This is a genomic window from Pseudomonas cavernae (assembly GCF_003595175.1).
Taxonomy (GTDB): domain Bacteria; phylum Pseudomonadota; class Gammaproteobacteria; order Pseudomonadales; family Pseudomonadaceae; genus Aquipseudomonas; species Aquipseudomonas cavernae.
The window spans coordinates 941375-963076 of the sequence record NZ_CP032419.1 but is presented as its reverse complement, the minus strand read 5'-3'; the positions used below and the strand labels follow the sequence as shown (position 1 = coordinate 963076).

Below are 21702 nucleotides of genomic sequence, written 5' to 3'. Positions count from 1 at the left end.
CATGTCCATCCGTCCGCCCTTCGCCCGCCGGCCCTTGCTGGCCTTGCTGCTGCTCTCGCCGTCCCTGGTCCTGGCTGCGGAAGCGGCGAAAACCGCTACCCAGTTCGATACCGTCACGGTCACCGCGACCCGCAACGCGCAGGCTCTCGGCCAGGTGCCGAGCACCGTTTCGGTCCACAGCGAACGGGAAATCGACCAGCAGAACGTGAACAACATCCAGGATCTGGTGCGCTACGAGCCGGGGGTATCGGTGAGCGGCACCGGCAGCCGCTTCGGCCTGTCCGGCTTCACCATCCGCGGCATCGGCGGCAACCGCGTACTCACCCAGGTGGACGGTGTCGGCGTGCCGGACGCCTTCAACTTCGGCCCCTTCATGGATGCCCGGCGCAATTACATCGATCCGGACACCGTCAAGCAGGTGGAAATCATCCGCGGCCCGGCCTCCTCGCTGTATGGCAGCGACGCCATCGGCGGCGCGGTGAGCTTCCTCACCAAGGATGCGGCGGATTACCTGGATGAAGGCGACGACGCCTACGCGCGGATCAAGGCCGGCTACGACGGCGCCGATGACAGCTGGCTGCGCAGCACCACGCTGGCCGGCCGCCAGGGCCAAGTCGACGGCCTGCTGCATCTCGGCCGCCGCGACGGTCAGGAACTGGAGACCTTCGGCGGCCAGGGCGGCATCGGCCTAACCCGCGAGGAGGCCAACCCGCAGGACTACCGGGCGCAGAACCTGCTGGTCAAAGGCGGCTGGAACTATGCCGACAGCGACCGCCTGCAACTGACCTACGAACGCTACGAGGCCGACGTCGACACCCAGGTGCTCAGCGAATACAGCCGCACGGCGGCCATCCGCACCTCGGATGCCCAGGACAGCACCGACCGCGAACGCGTCAGCCTGCAGCACCTGCTGGTCCTGGACAGCGCGATCGCCGACAGCCTCGACTGGCAACTGAGCTACCAGGACAGCGAGATCCGCCAGCAGACCTTGCAGCAGCGCTTCAGTGGCGGCCGTTTCCGTGACCGCAGCCGCGACTCTAACTATCAGGAGCAGCTGTGGGCGCTGAATGCCAAGTTGGACAAACAGTTCAGCACCGGCGCGGCCAACCACCACCTGATCTATGGCGTCGATGTCAAACGCCTGGACAGCAGCGACCTGCGCACCGGCAGCGAAGTGTTCGCCGACACCGGCCTGCCGACGCCGCCGGCGTTCGGCGCGGAAACCTTCCCGCTCAGCGATTTTCCGGACCCGACCACCGAGGAATACGCCCTGTTCGTGCAGGACAGCATCGAAATCGGCCGCTGGACCCTGCTGCCCGGCCTGCGCTACGACTACTACCAGCTCAAGCCGGACGTCACCGCCGAGTACCTCAATGCCCACCCGCTGGATACCACCCCGTCCGACTTCAACGACCACGCGCTGTCACCGAAACTCGGCGTGACCTATCAGCTGGACGATGCGCACAGTCTCTATGGCCAGTACGCGGCCGGTTTCAAGGCGCCGGAGGCGGTGGATATCTTCGGTGAGTTCGTCAACGTGCAGCTGGGCTACCAGACCATCGCCAACCCCGACCTGAAGGCGGAAACCAGCGACAGTTACGAGATCGGCCTGCGCGGCGAGTACACCGTCGGCAGCTTCGGCGTCGCCCTGTTCTACAACCGCTACAAGGACTTCATCGACTCGGTGACCACCAGCGACCCGACCGGCGCCGGCCTGCTGACCTATCAGGCGCAGAACCTCAGCAAGGTCAGCATCCGTGGCGCGGAAGCGCGCGGTGAGCTGTTCCTCGACCAGTTCGGCCTGCCGGCCGGCAGCCGCCTGCACGGCGCGATCGCCTACGCCCGCGGCAAGAACGAGGAAAACGGCGCGCCGATCAACAGCGTCGACCCGCTCAAGGCGGTGCTCGGCCTCGGCTATGCCGCACCGAGCGGCCGCTTCGGTGGTGACCTCGCCTGGACCCTGGTGGCCGCCAAGACCCGCGTCGACCAGAGCCAGAGTGCCGCGCTGCGCATCCGCGAACAGTTCGAGACCCCCGGTTACGGCACCCTCGACCTCAACGGCTGGTGGCAGGTCAGCGAGCAGCTCTCGGTCAACGCCGGCCTGTTCAACCTGACCGACAAACAGTACTGGCAATGGGGCGACGTCCAGGGCCTGGACAGCAGCAGCCCGAGCCTCGGCCGCTTCACCCAGCCGGGCCGCCATGCGGCGGTCAACCTGGTGTGGGAAATCTGAGCCCGTTTCGCGCAAGGACGCGCGCCCTCTTGGCAACTCCTCACCGTACGGGATAATGCCCGCCGCTCACAGGAGACGCCGATGCAATTGCTCTGCGCCCCGGATGCGCTGGCCGAAGGCCAGAGCCGGGGCTTTCTCGTTGCAGGCTTGCAACTGCTCGCCGTGCGTCGCCATGGCCGGGTGCACGCCTACGCCAATCGCTGCCCGCACCGCGGCACTCCCCTGGAGTGGGCGGCCGACCAGTTCCTCGAGCCCAGCGGCAGCTTGATCCAGTGCGCCCGTCACGGCGCGCTGTTTCTCATCGAGTCCGGCGACTGCGTGGCCGGGCCCTGCGAAGGGCAATCGCTGCGGGCGCTGGAATGCCGGGAAGATGCCAGAGGGATTTGGATCGAGCCGTAGCCCGGATGCAATCCGGGGAAACCGATACCGCCATGCCCCCGGATTGCCTCCGGGCTACAGACAGACCTCGAGCCGGCGAACCAAGCGGATCGCCTGCGGGCTGAGCTCGGCGCCGTAGGCCAGTACCTCCACCCCCGCCTCCTTGGCCTGCAGCAAGGCCGCCGCATAGGCCGGGTCGATCTCCGCGGCCGGGCGCACCGCGTCGATGCCGGACAGGTTGACGCAATACAGCTGAACCGCACGCACGCCCTGCTGGGCCAGCGCGGCCAACTCGCGCAGGTGCTTGCTGCCGCGGCTGGTCACCGCATCGGGGAAGGCTGCCAGCGGCGAGCCATCGAAGCCGAGGGTGACGCTCTTCACTTCGACGAAGGCCGGCCCGCCGGGATAGTCCAGGCGAAAATCCGCCCGGCTGTTTTCCACGCCATAGGCCACCTCGCGCTTGAGCGCGGTGAAGCCGGCTAACTCGGCGATCAGTCCGCCACGCAAGGCTTCCTCGACCAGGGCATTGGCCCGCGCGGTGTTGACGCAGGCCAGTCGCCGCTGCGGCGTCTCGCTCAATTCCCAGGTGCCCGGCAGCTTGCGTTTGGGGTCGCTGGAGCGGCTGAACCAGACCCGGCAACCCTCGCTCAGGCAGTTGAGCATCGAGCCGGTGTTCGGGCAATGAATGGTCAGCCGCTCGCCCTGAAGGGTCTCGATATCGGCGAGAAAGCGCTTGTACCGGCGTAGCAGGCGGCCCTCCTCGAGCGGCGGGTCAAACTGCATCGGAGCGCCAACTCTGCAGGCCACGGGCGATGCGCTCGACCGCTTCCTGCAGGCGCGGCAGGCTCTGGGTGTAGGCGAAACGCACGTGGTGGCCGGCCTGGTAACGGCCGAAATCCAGCCCCGGGGTGAACGCCACATGCTCGGTTTCGATGAAATGCTGGCAGAAGGCATAGGCGTCGCCGCCGAAGGCACCGATGTCGGCGTACAGGTAGAACGCCCCTTCCGGTTCGACGGCGATGCGGAAACCCAACTCGCGCAAGGCCGGCAGCAGATAGTCGCGGCGGCGCTCGAACTCCTCGCGGCGCTGCTCGAGGATCGCCAGGGTCGCCGGCTCGAAGCAGGCCAGCGCGGCGTGTTGGGCCATGCTCGGGGCGCTGATATAGAGGTTCTGCGCCAGTTTCTCCAGCTCCGGCACCGCGGCCGCCGGCGCCACCAGCCAGCCCAGGCGCCAGCCGGTCATGCCGAAATACTTGGAAAAGCTGTTCAGCACGAAGGCGTCATCGTCCACCTCCAGCACGCTGGCCGCCTCAGCGCCGTAAGTCAGACCGTGGTAGATCTCATCCACCACCAGGTGCCCGCCACGCGCCTTCAGTGCGGCGGACAGGCTGGCCAGCTCGTCGCGGTGCAGCAGGGTGCCGGTCGGGTTGGCCGGCGAGGCGACCAGCGCGCCGACGCTGTCTTGGTCCCAGTAACGCTCGACCAGGTCGGCGGTCAGCTGATAGCGCACCTCCGGCCCCACCGGCACCAGCTGCGCGGCGCCTTCGACCAGCCGCAGGAAATGCCGATTGCAGGGATAGCCGGGGTCGGCCAGCAGCCAGTGCTTGCCGGGGTCCACCAACAGGCTGGCGGCCAACAACAAGGCGCCGGAACCGCCGGGCGTAATCAGAATGCGTTCCGGGTCTATCCTTAACCGATAGCGTTCGGCATAGAACCCGGAGATCGCCTCGCGCAGCGCCGGCAGCCCACGCGCCGCGGTATAGCGCGTATGCCCGGCGGCCAGGGCAGCCTGACCGGCGGCGATGATAGGCGCGGCGGTGGTGAAGTCCGGTTCGCCGATCTCCAGGTGAATGACGTCATGCCCTTGGGCCTGCAACTGATTGGCGCGGGCCAGCAGGGCCATGACGTGAAAGGGTTCGATGGCGCGGCTGCGCGCACTGTAGGGATGGGCCATGGGCCTTCCTTTATAGGGCGGAGGAGCGGATTCTATCTGACCGCTCGAACAAACAGCAGCAACCTCGACAACCGGGAGTGGCGCGGGCGGAATCGATCTGGTAAGTTCGCCCGCTTGCAGCCGCAGGGCCGGGAAATAGACGGCAATGGACATCATCCTGCGCAATGGATCAGTGAGATTAAAAGGCGGTCATCCATGCCCATCAAAGCAAAAGAAAAGAGCAGTCATCTGACTCGCGGCTTTGTGCCCTACAAAGAGACCAAGGGTGAGGAATACATGAGCGACGCCATGCGCGCTCACTTCACCGACATTCTCACCAAGTGGAAACTGGAGCTGATGCAGGAGGTCGACCGGACCGTGCATCACATGCAGGACGAAGCCGCGAACTTCCCTGACCCCGCCGACCGCGCCAGCCAGGAAGAAGAATTCAGCTTGGAACTGCGGGCCCGCGATCGTGAGCGCAAGCTGATCAAGAAGATCGACGAAACCCTGCAACTGATCGAAGACAACGAGTACGGCTGGTGTGATTCCTGCGGCGTCGAAATCGGCATCCGCCGCCTGGAAGCCCGCCCCACCGCCACCCTGTGCATCGACTGCAAGACCTTGGCGGAAATCAAGGAAAAACAGGTCGGATCCTGATCCGGCAGCGGGGCGCTTAGGCGCCCCGCTTCGTTTATACCCCTGATGACTTCCTCAGCCTATATCGGGCGCTTCGCCCCCACCCCTAGCGGTTTCCTGCACTTCGGCTCGCTGGTCGCGGCACTGGCCTCCTACCTGGATGCCCGCGCCTGTGGCGGCCGCTGGCTACTGCGCATGGAAGATCTCGACCCGCCGCGCGAAGCGCCTGGCTCGCAGGACGCCATTCTCCGGACGCTGGAAGCCTACGGCTTCGAGTGGGACGGTGAGATGGTGCGCCAGAGCGAACGTCATGCCGCCTACGACGCAATCATCGAGCGCTTGCTGCAACACGGCCTGGCCTACGCCTGCACCTGCTCGCGCAAGCAGCTGGAAGGCAACCACGGCATCTACCCGGGCACCTGCCGCAACCTGCAACACGCCACCCACGACGCCGCGATCCGTCTGCGCGTGCCGGAGCTGGAGTACCACTTCGTCGACCGCGTGCAAGGCAAATTCCGCCAGCAGCTCGGCCGCGAGGTCGGCGATTTCGTCATCCACCGCCGCGACGGCCTGTATGCCTACCAGTTGGCCGTGGTGCTCGACGATGCCTGGCAAGGGGTGACCGATGTGGTGCGCGGCGCCGACCTGCTCGATTCCACCCCGCGCCAGCTGTACCTGCAGGAGCTGCTCGGCCTGGCGCAGCCACGCTACCTGCACGTGCCGCTGATCATCCAGCCGGACGGCCACAAGCTCGGCAAATCCTACCGCTCGCCGCCCTTGCCCGCCGATCAGGCCGGCCCGCTGCTGCTGCGCGCGCTACACACGCTCGGCCAACAGCCGTCGGCCGAACTCGACAACTGTTCCGCCCAGGAGCTGCTGGCCTGGGCCATCGCTCACTGGGACGCCACGCTGATCCCGCGCAGCCGCACCCTGGCCGAAGCGCAGCTGCGCTAGCCCCAGCACCGACGGCCCGCGTCGCGCTAGCCGCTGGTCGCGCAAGTCCATTACCATCGCCGCAATCCCGACGAGAGTGCCGCATGTACATCTATCGACTGGTCTTGCTCCTGGTGGTGGGGATCTACCTGTTTTCCCCCGCCATCATGGATTGGTGGATCGACCCGACCGGCGCCTGGTATCGCCCCTACCTGCTCTGGCTGATCCTCATCGTGGTGACCTTCATCCTGCAGAGTCAACGCGATGCTGACGAGCTTTAGCCTCACCCAGCTGATCCTGATCAGCGCCCTCTATCTGCTTGCCCTGTTCGGCGTCGCCTGGCTCAGCGAACGCGGCCTGGTACCGCGGCGCATCATCTCGCACCCGTTGACCTATACCCTGTCGCTCGGCGTCTATGCCAGCGCCTGGGCCTTCTACGGCACGGTGGGGATGGCCTATCAGTACGGCTTCGGCTTCCTCGCCAGCTACCTCGGCGTGTCCGGCGCCTTCCTGCTGGCACCGGTGCTGCTCTACCCGATCCTGCGCATCACCCGCACCTATCAGCTGTCGTCGCTGGCCGACCTGTTCGCCTTTCGCTTTCGCAGCACCTGGGCCGGCGCCCTGACCACCCTGTTCATGCTGATCGGCGTGCTGCCGCTGCTGGCCCTGCAGATGCAGGCGATCGCCGACTCGATCGGCATCCTCACCCGCGAACCGGTGCATGCGCGGGTGGCGTTGAGCTACTGCGGGCTGATCATCCTCTTCACCATCCTCTTCGGTGCCCGCCACATCGCCACCCGCGAGAAGCACGAAGGCCTGGTGTTCGCCCTCGCCTTCGAGTCGGTGGTCAAGCTGCTGGCACTCGCCGGCATCGGTCTCTACGCGCTTTACCATGTGTTCGGTGGGCCGCAGGAACTGGAGCTGTGGCTGCTGCAAAACCAAAGCGCCCTCGCCGCCCTGCATACGCCATTGCAGGAAGGCCCGTGGCGCACCCTGCTACTGGTGTTCTTCGCCTCGGCGATTGTCATGCCACACATGTTCCATATGACTTTCACCGAAAACCTCAACCCGCGCGCGCTGGTCAGCGCCAGCTGGGGCCTGCCGCTGTATCTGCTGCTGGTCAGCCTGTCGGTGCCGCTGATCCTCTGGGCCGGTCTGAAGCTCGGCGCCACCACCAACCCGGAGTACTTCACCCTCGGCGTCGGGATCGCCGAAAACAACCAGGCGCTGACCCTGCTGGCCTACGTCGGCGGCCTCTCGGCCTCCAGCGGCCTGATCATCGTCACCACCCTGGCGCTGTCCGGCATGGCCCTCAACCACCTGGTCCTGCCGCTGTATCAGCCGCCGGCCGAGGGCAACATCTACCGCTGGCTGAAGTGGACGCGGCGCGCCCTGATCATCGCCATCATCGCCGCCGGCTATGGCTTCTATCTATTGCTCGGCGCCGAACAGGACCTGGCCAACCTCGGCATCGTCGCCTTCGTCGCCACCCTGCAGTTCCTCCCCGGCGTGCTCTCCGTGCTGTACTGGCCGACCGCCAACCGTCGCGGCTTCATCGCCGGCCTGCTAACCGGCATCGGCGTGTGGATGGTGAGCATGCTGCTGCCGCTGCTGGGCAACATCCAGGGCATCTACCTGCCGCTGTTCAACCTCATCTACGTGCTCGACGACACCAGCTGGCACCTCGCCGCGATCGGTTCACTGGCCGCCAACGTCCTGGTGTTCACCCTGGTGTCACTGTTCAGCGAGACCAGCAGCGAGGAACAGAGCGCCGCCGAAGCCTGCGCCGTGGACAATGTGCGCCGCCCACAACGCCGCGAACTGCTGGCCACCTCGCCGCAGGAGTTCGCCACCCAGCTGGCCAAGCCGCTCGGCGCCAAGACCGCCCAGCGCGAAGTGGAACAGGCGCTGCGCGACCTGCACCTACCGTTCGACGAAAACCGCCCCTACGCCCTGCGCCGCCTGCGCGACCGCATCGAGGCCAACCTCTCCGGCCTGATGGGCCCCAACGTGGCGCAGGACATCGTCGAGTCGTTCCTGCCCTACAAGTCCGGCAGCGAAGGCTACGTCACCGAGGATATCCACTTCATCGAGAGCCGCCTGGAGGATTACCACTCGCGCCTCACCGGCTTGGCCGCCGAACTCGATGCCTTGCGCCGCTACCACCGCCAGACCCTGCAGGAACTGCCGATGGGCGTGTGCTCGCTGGCCAAGGATCAGGAAATCCTCATGTGGAACCGGGCCATGGAAGAGCTCACCGGCATCCCCGCGCAACGCCTGGTCGGCTCGCGCCTGACCACCATCGTCGAACCCTGGAAAGGCCTGCTGGAAGGCTTCATCAACCTGCCCGACGAGCACCAGCACAAGCAGCGCCTGACGCTCGACGGCCAGACCCGTTGGTTCAACCTGCACAAGGCCGCCATCGAAGAGCCGCTGGCACCCGGCAACACCGGCCTGGTGCTGCTGGTCGAGGACCTCACCGACACGCAGATGCTGGAAGACAAGCTGGTGCACTCCGAGCGTCTGGCCAGCATCGGTCGACTGGCCGCCGGGGTGGCCCACGAGATCGGCAACCCGATCACCGGCATCGCCTGCCTGGCGCAGAACCTGCGCGAAGAGCGCGAAGGCGACGGCGAGCTGAGCGAGATCAGCAGCCAAATCATCGAACAGACCAAACGCGTATCGCGCATCGTCCAGTCGCTGATGAGCTTCGCCCACGCCGGCGGCCACCAATACGAAGAAGAGCCGGTGTGCCTGGCCGATGTCGCCCAGGACGCCATCGGCCTGCTGTCGCTCAACCGCCGCAGCCTCGAGATCCAGTTCTACAACCTGTGCGAGCCTGAGCACTGGGTCGTCGGCGATCCGCAGCGCCTAGCCCAGGTGCTGATCAACCTGCTGTCGAATGCTCGCGACGCCTCACCGCCAAATGGCGCTATTCGGGTCAAGAGCGAGGCTTCCGAGCACACCGTCGACCTGATCGTCGAGGACGAGGGCAGCGGCATTCCGAAAGCCATCATGGATCGCCTATTCGAGCCCTTCTTCACCACCAAGGACCCGGGCAAGGGCACCGGGCTGGGGCTTGCACTGGTCTATTCGATCGTGGAAGAGCATTATGGCCAGATCACCATCGACAGCCCGGCCGATTCCGAGCAGCAGCGCGGCACCCGCATCCGGGTAACTTTGCCTCGCCATGTCGAAGCGACGTCCGCAGTGACCAGAGACCGTCGAGAGAGCTGAATTCATGCCACATATTCTGATCGTCGAAGACGAAACCATCATCCGCTCGGCGCTGCGCCGCCTGTTGGAGCGCAACCAGTACGAAGTCAGCGAAGCCGGCTCGGTACAGGAAGCCCAGGAGCGCTTCAGCATTACCGGTTTCGACCTGATCGTCAGCGACCTGCGCCTGCCCGGCGCTCCCGGTACCGAACTGATCAAGCTCGGCCAGGGCACGCCGGTGCTGATCATGACCAGCTACGCCAGCCTGCGTTCGGCGGTGGACTCGATGAAGATGGGCGCCGTCGACTACATCGCCAAACCCTTCGACCACGACGAAATGCTCCAGGCCGTGGCGCGCATCTTGCGCGAACGTCAGGAAAGCCTGAGCGTACCGGCGAACGAGCGCGGCAACGCCGCCCCTTCCGCCAGCCGCGGCAACGGCAAGACACCAGAAAGCAGCCAGGGTGAGATCGGCATCATCGGTTCCTGCCCACCCATGCTAGAGCTGTACAGCAAGATCCGCAAAGTCGCCCCCACCGACTCAACCGTGCTAATTCAGGGCGAGTCCGGCACCGGCAAGGAGCTAGTCGCGCGCGCGCTGCACAACCTGTCCCGGCGTGCCAAGGCACCGCTGATCTCGGTGAACTGCGCGGCGATCCCGGAAACCCTGATCGAGTCCGAACTGTTCGGCCATGAGAAGGGTGCCTTCACCGGCGCCAGCGCCGGCCGCACCGGTCTGGTAGAAGCCGCCGACGGTGGCACCCTGTTCCTCGACGAGATCGGCGAACTGCCGCTGGAAGCCCAGGCCCGCCTGTTGCGCGTCCTGCAGGAAGGCGAGATCCGCAGAGTCGGCTCGGTGCAGTCGCAGAAAGTCGACGTGCGCCTGATCGCCGCCACCCACCGCGATCTCAAGAGCCTCGCCAAGGTCGGCCAGTTCCGCGAAGACCTGTATTACCGCCTGCACGTGATCGCCCTGAAACTGCCGCCGCTGCGCGAGCGCGGCAGTGACGTCAACGAAATCGCCAAGCTGTTCCTGGCCCGTCAGGCCACGCAGATGGGCCGCGGCGAGATGCGCTTCGCCCATGACGCCGAACAGGCCATCCGCCACTATTCGTGGCCGGGTAACGTGCGCGAGCTGGAGAACGCCATCGAGCGCGCGGTGATCCTTTGCGAGAGCGCGGAGATTTCCGCCGAGCTGCTGGGCATCGATATCGAACTGGACGACTTGGAAGACGAGGACTTCAGCCTCCCGGCGCCCAGCCACACCGGCAGCAACGCCAACGAACCCACCGAGGACCTGTCGCTGGAGGACTACTTCCAGCATTTCGTTCTCGAGCACCAAGATCACATGACCGAGACCGAACTGGCACGCAAGCTGGGGATCAGCCGCAAGTGCCTGTGGGAACGCCGCCAACGCCTGGGCATCCCGCGGCGCAAGACCGGCACCGCCGTCGACAACTGATGGGCACGGTGACAGAGCGGGAACGTTTTGCTTCCTCCTCTGTTACCGCGACAAACATCACGTAACAAAGCCGGGTCTTACGGTAACGCGAACCCGGCTTTTTTCTGCCCATCCAATCACCAAAAAACTCGCAAGCCATTGTTTTACAAGGAATCGCAAAAACTGGCACGGCTTCTGCTTTATATCTGGCACAACAACAATAACAAGCAATGCCCAACACAATAAAAACAACACGTACCGACTCCGGCATAACAAAAACAACAACGCAGGGGACGCAGCTAACTGATTCTTTTGGAGAGGACTAGCCGTTGGGGTTCGCCCCACAACCAGACCGAGAACAATAAAACTGCTCTAAAGCAGCGCCCGAACTGGTTGGATCAATTGACGATAATGGCTGCATCAGCTTCCAAAGCAATCCGTTTGCTACTGACTCCCAGTTTGGGAGTTTTTCCTGAAGCCACTGGGCGAATGGAACGGGTCAACAAACAAAAACAACAAGCCCGAAATAATAATAAAAACAAAGCACGCACCTACTTGGGGGGGAGCCTCGGCTCCCCCAGTAGCTTCAACTCCCCGCCGCTGTCTCGTACACCATCCCCCGAGTCAATGCTAGAATCCGCGCCTATCATGCGGTCATCTCCTATTCTGGCCGACCACCCCGTCAAACAGTGCATCCCATGCTGAAAAAGCTGTTCCAGTCTTTGCGTTCTCCCCTGCGCCGCGCCAAACACACGCGTAGCACCCCCGAAGTGCTGAGCAACCGCCAGCATCCGCTGCGTCGCGGCCAGAACATCAGCCGTCATGCGACCAGCGTCGTCGAGCGCCTGCAGCATGCCGGCTATCAGGCTTATCTGGTTGGCGGCTGCGTGCGTGATCTGCTGCTGGATCTCGAGCCCAAGGATTTCGACGTGGCCACCAGCGCCACCCCCGAGCAGGTGCGTGCCGAGTTCCGCAACGCACGCGTGATTGGCCGCCGCTTCAAGCTGGTGCATGTGCATTTCGGCCGCGAAATCATCGAGGTCGCGACGTTCCGCGCCGGCCACCCGCAAGGTGACGAAGACGAGAACAGCCACCTGGCCGCCCGCAACGAAAGCGGCAGGATTTTGCGCGACAACGTTTACGGCAGCCTGGAAGAGGACGCCCAGCGCCGCGACTTCACTATCAATGCCCTGTATTTCGATGTCACCGGCGAGCGCATCCTCGACTATGCCCGCGGCGTCCATGACATCCGCAACCGTTTGATCCGCCTGATCGGCGACCCTGAACAGCGCTACCTGGAAGATCCGGTGCGGATGCTCCGCGCCGTGCGTTTCGCTGCCAAGTTGGGCTTCGAGATCGAGAAGCACAGCGCCGCCCCGATTGTGAAACTGGCGCCGATGCTGCGTGACATTCCCGCGGCGCGACTGTTCGACGAAGTGCTTAAGCTGTTCCTCGCCGGTTACGCCGAACGCACCTTCGAACTGCTGCTTCACTACGGGCTGTTCGCCCCGCTGTTCCCGGCCAGCGCCGCTGCCCTCAAGCACAACCCGGGATACACCGAGCGGCTGATCCGCCAGGCCCTGGCCAACACTGACCTGCGCATCCAGCAAGGCAAGCCGGTGACCCCGGCCTTCCTGTTTGCCGCCCTGCTCTGGCCAGCCTTGCCGGCCCGCGCCGCGCAACTGCAAGCGCGTGGCCTGGCGCCGATTCCGGCCGTGCAGGAAGCGGCGCACGAGCTGATCAGCGAGCAGTGCCAGCGCATCGCCGTGCCCAAGCGCTTCACCATGCCGATCCGCGAGATCTGGGACATGCAGGAACGCCTGCCGCGGCGTAGCGGCAAGCGCGCCGACCTGCTGCTGGAAAACCCGCGTTTCCGCGCCGGTTACGATTTCCTCCTGCTGCGTGAAAGCGCCGGCGACGACACCGGTGGCCTGGGCGACTGGTGGACCGATTATCAGGACGCCAGTGACAGCGAACGTCGACGCATGATTCGCGACCTCACCAGCAGCCCCAGCGACAGCAGTGGCGCGCCACGCAAGCGCCGCCGTGGCGGCAGCCGCCGTCGCCGCGGCGGTGACGGCACCGGTACGCCGGCAGGCGAATAAAATGGAACGGGTCTACATCGGCCTCGGCAGCAATCTGGCCACTCCCCTCGAACAGCTGCGTGCCGCCCTGGCGGCCCTGGCCGCATTGCCGCAGTCGCAGCTGCTCGAGGTTTCCTCCTTCTATGCCAGCGACCCGCTGGGGCCGACCGACCAGCCGCGCTATGTAAATGCCGTGGCGGCGCTGGATACCACCCTCGCCCCGCTGCAGCTGCTCGACGCCCTGCAAGCCATCGAGCTGGACCAGGGTCGCCAACGCAAGGCCGAACGCTGGGGGCCGCGCACTCTGGACCTGGATATCCTGCTGTTCGGTCAGCGCCTGCTCGACGAGCCGCGCCTGCAGGTGCCGCACTACCACATGCACGCCCGCCCGTTCGTCCTCTACCCGCTGGCGGAGATCGCCACCGACCTGCTGCTCCCCGATGGCCGCCGGCTCAGTGCGCTGCTGCAGGCCTGCCCTTTCGTGGGGCTGGAACGCCTGTAGAGCCGGCGCGCACTGGCGGTAACGCCAGTAACAAGTCGGTAACACCTGCAATTGACTTCCCGCCCCCCCATCAGGACTATAGGCGTCCCCTTGCCCCGCGCTGGTGCGCACGCGGCCCGATTGAGGATCACATCCATGCCTGCCGTTACTGTAACCACACTGCAAGAGCTGAAGCAGAAAGGCGAGAAAATCGCCATGCTCACAGCCTATGACGCTACCTTCGCCCATGCCGCCTGCCAGGCCGGGGTCGAGGTGCTGCTGGTGGGTGACTCGCTGGGCATGGTGGTCCAGGGCCAGGACAGCACCCTGCCGGTGAGCATCGACGAGATGGCCTACCACACCGCTTGCGTGAAACGTGGCAACCAGGGCGCGCTGATCGTCACCGATCTGTCTTTCATGAGCTATGCCACCCTCGAGCAAACCCTGGCCAACAGCGCCCGGGTCATGCAGGCCGGCGCGCACATGGTCAAGCTTGAGGGTGGCGTGACCCTAGCTGACGCCGTGCAGCGCCTTGCCGAGAATGGCGTGCCGGTGTGCATGCACATGGGCCTGACGCCGCAGTCGGTCAACCTGTTCGGCGGCTATAAGGTTCAAGGCCGCGGCGAAGCCCAGGCCCGCCAACTGCGCGCCGACGCCATCGCCCTGGAGCAGGCCGGCGCGGCCATGCTGCTGCTGGAGTGCGTGCCGAGCGAATTGGCGGCGGAAATCACCCAGGCGGTGAAGATTCCGGTGATCGGCATTGGCGCCGGCAGCGCCACCGACGGCCAGGTGCTGGTCCTGCACGACATGCTCGGGCTGTCGCTGACCGGCCGCGCGCCCAAGTTCGTGAAGAACTTCATGGACGGCCAGACCTCGATCCAAGCCGCCCTCGCCGCCTATGTCAAAGCGGTCAAAGAGGTTTCCTTCCCCGCCGCCGAACACGGATTCTCCGCATGAACACCGTTACCACCGTCCGCGAATTGCGTGCAGCGGTCGCCCAGGCACGCGCAGAAGGCAAGGGCATCGGCCTGGTACCCACCATGGGTAACCTGCACGCCGGGCACGTCGCCCTGGTGGAGAAGGCCGTCCAGCGCGTCGACTTCGTGGTCGCCAGCATCTTCGTCAACCCGCTGCAGTTCGGCCCCAACGAAGATCTCGCCAGCTACCCGCGCACCCTCGCCGCCGACCAGGAGAAACTCCTCGAGGCCGGTTGCGACCTGCTGTTCGCTCCCTCGGTTGAAGAAATGTACCCGCAGGGCATGCACAGCCAGACCCTGGTCAGTGTCAGCGGTGTCTCCGCCGGCCTGTGCGGTGCCAGCCGGCCCGGCCATTTCGATGGCGTCGCCACCGTGGTGACCAAACTGTTCCACATGGTCCAACCGGATCTCGCCGCATTCGGCCAGAAAGACTTCCAGCAACTGGCGGTGATCCGCACCTTGGTGCGCGACCTCAACATGCCGATCCAGATCCTCGGCGTGCCGACTGTGCGCGCCGAGGACGGCCTGGCGCTGTCTTCGCGCAATGGATATCTGAGCGCCGAGCAACGCGCCGTTGCCCCGTCGCTCTATCGCTGCCTGAGCCAGATGGCCACCAGCATCAAGGCCGGCGAACGCGCTTACCCGCAGCTGATCGCCAGCGCGAAAGGCACCTTGGCACAGGCCGGCTTTCGCCCCGACTATCTGGAAATCTGCCAGGCCGACAGCCTGCGCCCGGCGACCGCCGAAGACCGCCAGTTGGTGATCGCCGCCGCCGCCTTCCTCGGCACCACCCGGCTGATCGACAACCTCACGCTCGACCTCGAAGAAACCCACTGAAATCCGACCAGCCGCGACCTTGATCGACCATCGGGGTTCGGGCAAACTCAGCCGCCGTTTGCGGCCCCGACAGAGGAAAACGCCATGCACGCCATCATGCTCAAGGCCAAACTGCACCGCGCCGAGGTCACTCACGCTGTGCTGGATTACGAAGGCTCCTGCGCCATCGACGGTGAATGGCTGAACCTCGCCGGCATCCGCGAATATGAGCAGATCCAGATCTACAACATCGACAACGGTGAGCGCTTCACCACCTACGCGATCCGCGGCGAGGAAGGCTCGAAGATCATCTCGGTGAACGGCGCCGCCGCGCACAAGGCCAAAGTCGGTGATCGCGTGATCATCTGCGCCTATGCCCACTACAGTGAGGCCGAGTTGGCCAGCTTCAAGCCGCGCATGCTGTACATGGCGCCGGGCAACCAGCTGAGCCACACCAGCAACGCCATCCCGGTGCAGGTCGCCTAGACCGCAAACCGCTAGACTGAAAGCCCGGAGCGTTCCGGGCTTTTTACTGTCCAAAACTCGCTCTTGCTCAAGGAACCCGCAGGCCATGGCGTATTACCAAACCCCGCTCGATGTCACCACCCTGTCCGCCTGGCAGGCGCTCGCCCAGCATCGGCTGGCGATGCAGGACTTCAGCATGCGCGAAGCCTTCAGCCAAGACAGCGAGCGTTTCAAGGAATTCTCCCTGAGCAGCAGCGGCCTGTTCCTCGACTACTCAAAGAACTTGATCGACCGTCAGACCCGCGAGCTGTTGGTGCGCCTGGCGCGCGAGGCCAAGCTGCAGGAGGCGATCGAGGCGCTGTTCAACGGCGAGCTGCTCAACGCCTCCGAGGGCCGCCCGGCCCTGCACACCGCGCTGCGCCGGCCGGTGGCCGACCGTCTGCCGGTGAATGGCGTCAACGTGATGCCGGAAGTGCACCGCGTGCTCAATCAGATGACCGAACTGGTCGGGCGCATCCATGACGGCCTGTGGCGCGGTTACAGCGAGAAACCGATCACCGATGTGGTGAACATCGGCATCGGCGGCTCCTTCCTCGGCCCGCAACTGGTCTCCGAGGCCCTGCTGCCGTTTGCCCAGCGCGGGGTGCGCTGCCATTACCTGGCCAATATCGACGGCAGCGAGTTCCATGAACTGTCGGCCAGCCTGCGCGCGGAAACCACGCTGTTCATCGTCTCGTCGAAGTCCTTCAGCACCCTCGAGACACTGAAGAACGCCCAGGCCGCGCGCAGCTGGTACCTGGCCCAGGGCGGCTCGCAGGCGGACTTGTACAAGCACTTCATCGCCGTTTCCAGCAATCGCGAGGCCGCCGTCGAGTTCGGTATCCGCGAGGAAAACATCTTCCCGATGTGGGACTGGGTCGGCGGCCGCTACTCGCTGTGGTCGGCGATTGGCCTACCGATCGCCCTGGCCATCGGCATGTCCAACTTCAAGGAACTGCTGTCCGGTGCCTACAGCATGGACCAGCACTTCCTCACCGCCCCCTTCGAACGCAACATGCCAGTGCTGCTAGCCCTGCTCGGCGTGTGGTATGGCAACTTCTGGGGCGCGCAGAGCCACGCGATCCTGCCCTACGATCACTACCTGCGGAACATCACCAAGCACCTGCAGCAGCTGGACATGGAGTCCAACGGCAAATCCGTGCGCCAGGACGGCAGTCCGGTGAGCTGTGATACCGGCCCGGTGATCTGGGGCGGCGTCGGCTGCAACGGCCAGCACGCTTACCACCAGCTGCTGCACCAGGGCACCCAGCTGATTCCGGCGGACTTCATCGTGCCGGTGGTCAGCTACAACCCGGTGGCCGACCACCACCAGTGGCTGTATGCCAACTGCCTGTCGCAGAGCCAGGCGCTGATGCTCGGCAAGACCCGCGCGGAAGCCGAGGAGGAACTGCGCGGCAAATGCCTGCCGGAAGACGAAGTGCAGCGCCTGGCGCCACACAAGGTGATTCCCGGCAATCGGCCGAGCAACACCCTGGTGCTCGAACGCATCAGCCCGCGCCGGCTGGGCGCGCTGGTGGCGATGTACGAGCACAAAGTGTTCGCCCAAAGCGTGATCTGGGGCATCAACGCCTTCGACCAGTGGGGCGTCGAACTGGGCAAGGAGCTGGGTAAGAGCGTGTATCAGCGCCTCACCGGCAGCAACGAGCAGCCGGCTGAGGATGCCTCGACCCAGGGCCTGATCGACTTCTTCCGCGGCCGTCACCGCGGCTGAGGTCCTCTCGGCGGAAACCTTGCGAACCCGGCCCCGTGCCGGGTTCGTGCTTTCTGCGGTGTTCTAAAGTTGGGGAAACACCGGCCCGGGTTGAACCAAGCAACTGCCTGGGTGCACCCTTAACGGCAAATGCGGCATACAACAAGGAGGACTCGCCATGTTTGAAATCAGCAGCCACCCAGTCCCCGATGCGGTGCGCAAACGCGCGCATCTGAATGAAGACGACTACCAGCGCCTGTACCGGCAATCCGTCGAGGCGCCCGAAATCTTCTGGGGCGAACAGGCGAAAGCCTTCCTCGATTGGTTCAAGCCCTGGCACAGCGTGCACCACGGCGACATGCACAAGGGCCAGGCCACCTGGTTCAAGGGCGGCCAGCTGAATGTCAGTTACAACTGCATCGACCGCCATCTGGCCGAGCGCGGCGAACAGATCGCCTTCATCTGGGAGGGTGACAACCCCAGCGAATCGGCGCACATCACCTACAACAAGTTGCACTCCCACGTCTGCCGCCTGGCCAACGTGCTCAAGCAGCGCGGCGTGAGCAAGGGTGACCGGGTGTGCATCTACATGCCGATGGTGCCGGAGGCGGCCTACGCCATGCTCGCCTGCGCGCGCATCGGCGCGGTGCATTCGGTGGTGTTCGGCGGCTTCTCGCCGGATGCCCTGCGCGACCGCATCCTCGATGCCGACTGCCGCACCGTGATCACCGCCGACGAGGGTGTGCGCGGCGGCAAGTACATCCCGCTCAAGACCAACGTCGACAAGGCCCTGCAGAGCTGCCCGAACGTCAGCACGGTAGTGGTGGTCGAGCGCACCCAGGGCAAGATCGCCTGGGCCGAGGGCCGCGACCTCTGGTACCACGAAGCGCTGCGCACGGTGGACGGCGACTGCCCGCCGGAGCCGATGGACGCGGAAGACCCGCTGTTTATCCTCTACACCTCCGGCAGTACCGGCAAACCCAAGGGCGTGCTGCACACCAGTGGCGGCTACCTGCTGCAGGCGGCGATGACCCACAAGTACGTGTTCGACTACCACGACGGCGACATCTACTGGTGCACCGCCGACGTCGGCTGGGTCACCGGCCACAGCTACATCGTCTACGGCCCGCTGGCCAACGGCGCCACCAGCCTGATCTTCGAGGGCGTGCCGAACTACCCGGACGCCTCGCGCTTCTGGCAAGTAATCGACAAGCATCAGGTGAACACCTTCTACACCGCGCCGACTGCCCTGCGCGCGCTGATGCGCGAAGGCACCGCGCCGGTGGAGAAGACTTCGCGCAGCAGTCTGCGCCTGCTCGGCACGGTGGGCGAGCCGATCAACCCGGAAGCCTGGGAGTGGTACTACCACGTGGTCGGCGAAACCCGCTGCCCGATCGTCGACACCTGGTGGCAGACCGAAACCGGCGCCATCATGATCACCCCGCTGCCCGGCGCCACTACCCTCAAGCCCGGCTCGGCGACCCGCCCGTTCTTCGGCGTACAGCCGGTGCTGCTGGATGAACAGGGCCAGGAAATTGCCGGCGCAGGCTCAGGCGTACTGGCGATCAAGGCCAGCTGGCCGAGCCAGATCCGCAGCGTCTACGGCGACCACCAGCGCATGCTCGACACCTACTTCAGCGCTTACCCCGGCTACTACTTCACCGGCGACGGCGCGCGCCGCGACGAGGACGGCTACTACTGGATCACCGGCCGAGTCGATGACGTGATCAACGTCTCCGGCCACCGCATCGGCACCGCCGAGGTGGAAAGCGCCCTGGTGCTGCATGATGCGGTCGCCGAGGCGGCGGTGGTCGGCTATCCGCATGACGTGAAGGGTCAGGGCATTTACGCCTTCGTCACGCCGATGAACGGCATCGAGCCGAGCGAGGCGCTGAAGCAGGAACTGCTGGCGCTGGTCGGCAAGGAAATCGGCAGCTTCGCCAAGCCTGAACTGCTGCAGTGGGCGCCGGCCTTGCCGAAAACCCGCTCGGGCAAGATCATGCGGCGCATCCTGCGCAAGATCGCCTGCAACGAACTGGACAGCCTCGGCGACACCTCGACCCTGGCCGACCCCTCGGTGGTCGATGGGCTGATCGGCAAGCGCCTCAACCGTTAACCCGCAACGCCCCCTCTCCTGCCCGGGAGAGGGGCAAGGAAGCCAGCCGTCGCCATGGAAACGCTCCGCCGTCACATCGAAAGCCAGGTGCTCAACCTCAGCGGCCTGGCCCTCGGCGGGGTCGACTTCGAGTCGCCGGCCGGCGACCCCGGGCTGTTCGGCCCCGACTCGGCATGCTGGCAGGTGCATGGCGACTTCAGCGCCATGCTGATCGGCGGCGTCAGCGCGCTGCTTCTGCAGATGCTTCACCCCCGGGCCTTGGCCGGGGTCTGGGATCATTCCAACTTCCGCGAGGACATGCTCGGCCGCCTACGCCGCACCGGCCAGTTCATCTCGACCACCACCTACGGCGCGCGCGCCGATGCGGACAAGCTCATCGCCCGCGTGCAGCGCATCCATGAAGGCGTGGTCGGCACCCTGCCGGATGGCCGGCCCTATGCCGCCAACGACCCGGACCTGTTGACCTGGGTGCATGTGGCCGAGGTCAGCAGCTTCCTCAAGTCCTACCTGCGCTACCGCAATCCGGAATTTCCGGGTCACGAGCAGGACCGCTATTACGCCGAAATCGCCCTGGTCGCCGAACGCCTCGGCGCCCACGACGTGCCGCGTTCGCGCCAGGCGGTGGCGGACTACCTGCAGGCCATGCGCCCGCAATTGCGCTACGACTCGCGCACCCGCGAGGTAATCCGCGTACTGCTCGCCGCCCCCTCGCCGAGCGCCTTCGCCCGCCCCTACAGCGCCTTGATGCTGCGCGCCGGCATCGACCTGCTGCCGGACTGGGCCGGCGACCTGCTCGACCTGCGTCTAGGCCCGCTGCAACGCCGACTGATCCGCGCCGGGGTGCGCGGCAGCGTGCCCTTGCTGCGCTGGGCGGTACGCAACGGCTCGCTGCACCGCGCCCGGCGGCGCATGGGCCTGCCGCCCATCCGCTGAGGCCATGACCACCCAGTCCGGGAGGTGGCCACCGACAAATGCCTGTGCAACCATTGCCCTAACCATACGACAGCCGCGGCTCGACCCGCTTTTTCCTGAGGATCTGCGTCATGCAAGAAGTCGTCATCGTCGCCGCCACCCGCACCGCCATCGGCAGCTTCCAGGGCGCGCTGGCCAATATTCCGGCCCCGGAACTGGGCGCCGCGGTGATCCGCCGCCTGCTGGAGCAAACCGGCCTGGACGGCGCCGAGGTGGATGAAGTGATCTTCGGCCAGGTGTTGACCGCCGGCAGCGGCCAGAACCCGGCGCGCCAGGCGGCGATCCTCGCCGGCCTGCCGCATGCGGTGCCGGCCCTGACCCTCAACAAGGTCTGCGGCTCCGGCCTCAAGGCCCTGCACCTGGGTGCCCAGGCGATCCGCTGTGGCGACGCCGAGGTGATCATCGCCGGCGGCCAGGAGAACATGAGCCTCGCCCCCTACGTCATGCCTGGCGCCCGTACCGGCCTGCGCATGGGCCACGCCAAACTGATCGACACCATGATTCAGGACGGCCTGTGGGACGCCTTCAACGATTACCACATGGGCATCACCGCCGAGAATCTGGTGGCCAAGTACGGCCTCAGCCGCGAGCAGCAGGACGCCTTCGCCGCCGCCTCGCAGCAGAAAGCCGTGGCCGCCATCGAAGGTGGACGCTTCAATGATGAGATCACCCCGATCCTGATTCCGCAGAAGAAAGGCGAGCCGCTGGCCTTCGCCACCGATGAACAGCCGCGCGCGGGCACCAGCGCCGAATCCCTGGCCAAGCTCAAGCCGGCGTTCAAGAAGGACGGCAGCGTCACCGCCGGCAACGCCTCCAGCCTCAACGACGGCGCCGCCGCCGTGCTGCTGATGAGTGCCGAGAAAGCCAAGGCCCTCGGCCTGCCGGTGCTGGCGAAGATCGCCGGCTACGCCAATGCCGGCGTCGACCCGGCGATCATGGGCATCGGCCCAGTCTCGGCGACCAAGCGCTGCCTGGAAAAGGCCGGCTGGCAGCTGGCTGACCTCGACCTGATCGAAGCCAACGAAGCCTTCGCCGCGCAGTCCCTGGCGGTCGGCCAGGAGCTTGGCTGGGACGCGGACAAGGTCAACGTCAATGGCGGCGCCATCGCCCTCGGCCACCCGATCGGCGCCTCCGGCTGCCGCGTGCTGGTGACCCTGCTGCACGAGATGCTCAAGCGCGACGCCAAGAAGGGACTCGCCACCCTGTGCATCGGCGGCGGCCAGGGCGTAGCGCTGGCGATTGAGCGTTAATCCCCTGATGCCAAGGAA

18 protein-coding genes are annotated in these 21702 nt (G+C 65.5%); 16 read left to right on the top strand and 2 right to left on the bottom strand.

Translation table 11 applies throughout. The annotated features are described in order from the left end of the window. The first annotated feature begins 1 nt into the window (after position 1). Together D3880_RS04420 and D3880_RS04415 are read left to right on the top strand one after the other, a co-directional pair. A complete protein-coding gene (locus D3880_RS04420) occupies positions 2 to 2233 on the top strand; it encodes a TonB-dependent hemoglobin/transferrin/lactoferrin family receptor (RefSeq protein ID WP_119892305.1) in 2232 nt (743 codons plus the stop codon). Between the two features lie 81 nt (positions 2234 to 2314). Further along, the gene (locus D3880_RS04415) at positions 2315 to 2632 is read left to right on the top strand and encodes a Rieske (2Fe-2S) protein (protein WP_119892304.1); all 318 of its coding nucleotides are present in this window, start codon (positions 2315 to 2317) and stop codon (positions 2630 to 2632) included. 54 nt (positions 2633 to 2686) lie between these two features. Here D3880_RS04415 and sfsA read toward each other — a convergent pair whose 3' ends face one another. Both sfsA and D3880_RS04405 read right to left on the bottom strand, forming a co-directional pair. Next, positions 2687 to 3394, bottom strand: coding sequence for a DNA/RNA nuclease SfsA (sfsA, locus tag D3880_RS04410; protein WP_119892303.1), 708 nt, complete (start codon positions 3392 to 3394; stop codon positions 2687 to 2689). Continuing rightward, entirely contained in the window at positions 3384 to 4565 is a 1182-nt protein-coding gene (locus D3880_RS04405) for a pyridoxal phosphate-dependent aminotransferase (protein ID WP_119892302.1), read from the bottom strand. Before D3880_RS04405 ends, sfsA begins: the two co-directional genes overlap by 11 nt. Before the next feature lie 195 nt (positions 4566 to 4760). On the opposite strand from D3880_RS04405, the gene dksA reads away from it, so the two are divergent. The 14 genes from dksA to D3880_RS04335 all read left to right on the top strand — a co-directional run bounded on the left by dksA (position 4761) and on the right by D3880_RS04335 (position 21684). Further along, complete coding sequence (gene dksA / locus D3880_RS04400; protein ID WP_119892301.1) at positions 4761 to 5204, top strand: RNA polymerase-binding protein DksA; 444 nt, start codon at positions 4761 to 4763, stop codon at positions 5202 to 5204. A 45-nt stretch (positions 5205 to 5249) separates the two neighbouring features. Then, entirely contained in the window at positions 5250 to 6137 is an 888-nt protein-coding gene (gene gluQRS / locus D3880_RS04395; protein WP_119892300.1) for a tRNA glutamyl-Q(34) synthetase GluQRS, read from the top strand. Positions 6138 to 6220: 83 nt separating this feature from the next. Further along, on the top strand, positions 6221 to 6397 hold the full coding sequence (locus tag D3880_RS04390) for a hypothetical protein (protein WP_010796831.1): 177 nt from the start codon (positions 6221 to 6223) through the stop codon (positions 6395 to 6397). Next, positions 6381 to 9353: a sensor histidine kinase gene (locus D3880_RS04385; protein WP_119892299.1), complete on the top strand. Its 2973-nt coding sequence runs from the start codon at positions 6381 to 6383 to the stop codon at positions 9351 to 9353. The genes D3880_RS04390 and D3880_RS04385 overlap by 17 nt, the downstream gene beginning before the upstream one ends. A 4-nt stretch (positions 9354 to 9357) precedes the next feature. After that, positions 9358 to 10794, top strand: a complete 1437-nt coding sequence (locus D3880_RS04380; protein ID WP_119892298.1) for a sigma-54-dependent transcriptional regulator — start codon at positions 9358 to 9360, stop codon at positions 10792 to 10794. A 677-nt stretch (positions 10795 to 11471) separates the two neighbouring features. Then, positions 11472 to 12878 carry a polynucleotide adenylyltransferase PcnB gene (locus D3880_RS04375; RefSeq protein WP_119892297.1) on the top strand — a complete coding sequence of 469 codons (1407 nt, stop codon included), beginning with the start codon at positions 11472 to 11474 and terminating at the stop codon, positions 12876 to 12878. Position 12879: 1 nt separating this feature from the next. Further along, positions 12880 to 13359 carry a 2-amino-4-hydroxy-6-hydroxymethyldihydropteridine diphosphokinase gene (folK, locus tag D3880_RS04370; protein ID WP_119892296.1) on the top strand — a complete coding sequence of 160 codons (480 nt, stop codon included), beginning with the start codon at positions 12880 to 12882 and terminating at the stop codon, positions 13357 to 13359. 135 nt (positions 13360 to 13494) lie between these two features. Further along, positions 13495 to 14295, top strand: a complete 801-nt coding sequence (gene panB / locus D3880_RS04365) for a 3-methyl-2-oxobutanoate hydroxymethyltransferase (RefSeq protein WP_119892295.1) — start codon at positions 13495 to 13497, stop codon at positions 14293 to 14295. Further along, positions 14292 to 15152 carry a pantoate--beta-alanine ligase gene (panC, locus tag D3880_RS04360; RefSeq protein WP_119892294.1) on the top strand — a complete coding sequence of 287 codons (861 nt, stop codon included), beginning with the start codon at positions 14292 to 14294 and terminating at the stop codon, positions 15150 to 15152. Before panB ends, panC begins: the two co-directional genes overlap by 4 nt. An 84-nt stretch (positions 15153 to 15236) precedes the next feature. Further along, positions 15237 to 15617 carry an aspartate 1-decarboxylase gene (panD, locus tag D3880_RS04355; protein WP_119892293.1) on the top strand — a complete coding sequence of 127 codons (381 nt, stop codon included), beginning with the start codon at positions 15237 to 15239 and terminating at the stop codon, positions 15615 to 15617. Positions 15618 to 15702: 85 nt separating this feature from the next. After that, entirely contained in the window at positions 15703 to 17367 is a 1665-nt protein-coding gene (gene pgi / locus D3880_RS04350) for a glucose-6-phosphate isomerase (protein WP_119892292.1), read from the top strand. Between the two features lie 157 nt (positions 17368 to 17524). Beyond that, on the top strand, positions 17525 to 19462 hold the full coding sequence (gene acs / locus D3880_RS04345) for an acetate--CoA ligase (RefSeq protein ID WP_119892291.1): 1938 nt from the start codon (positions 17525 to 17527) through the stop codon (positions 19460 to 19462). 54 nt (positions 19463 to 19516) lie between these two features. Then, positions 19517 to 20395: an oxygenase MpaB family protein gene (locus tag D3880_RS04340; protein WP_119892290.1), complete on the top strand. Its 879-nt coding sequence runs from the start codon at positions 19517 to 19519 to the stop codon at positions 20393 to 20395. Positions 20396 to 20505: 110 nt separating this feature from the next. Beyond that, complete coding sequence (locus D3880_RS04335) at positions 20506 to 21684, top strand: acetyl-CoA C-acetyltransferase (protein ID WP_119892289.1); 1179 nt, start codon at positions 20506 to 20508, stop codon at positions 21682 to 21684. Positions 21685 to 21702: the final 18 nt, after the last annotated feature.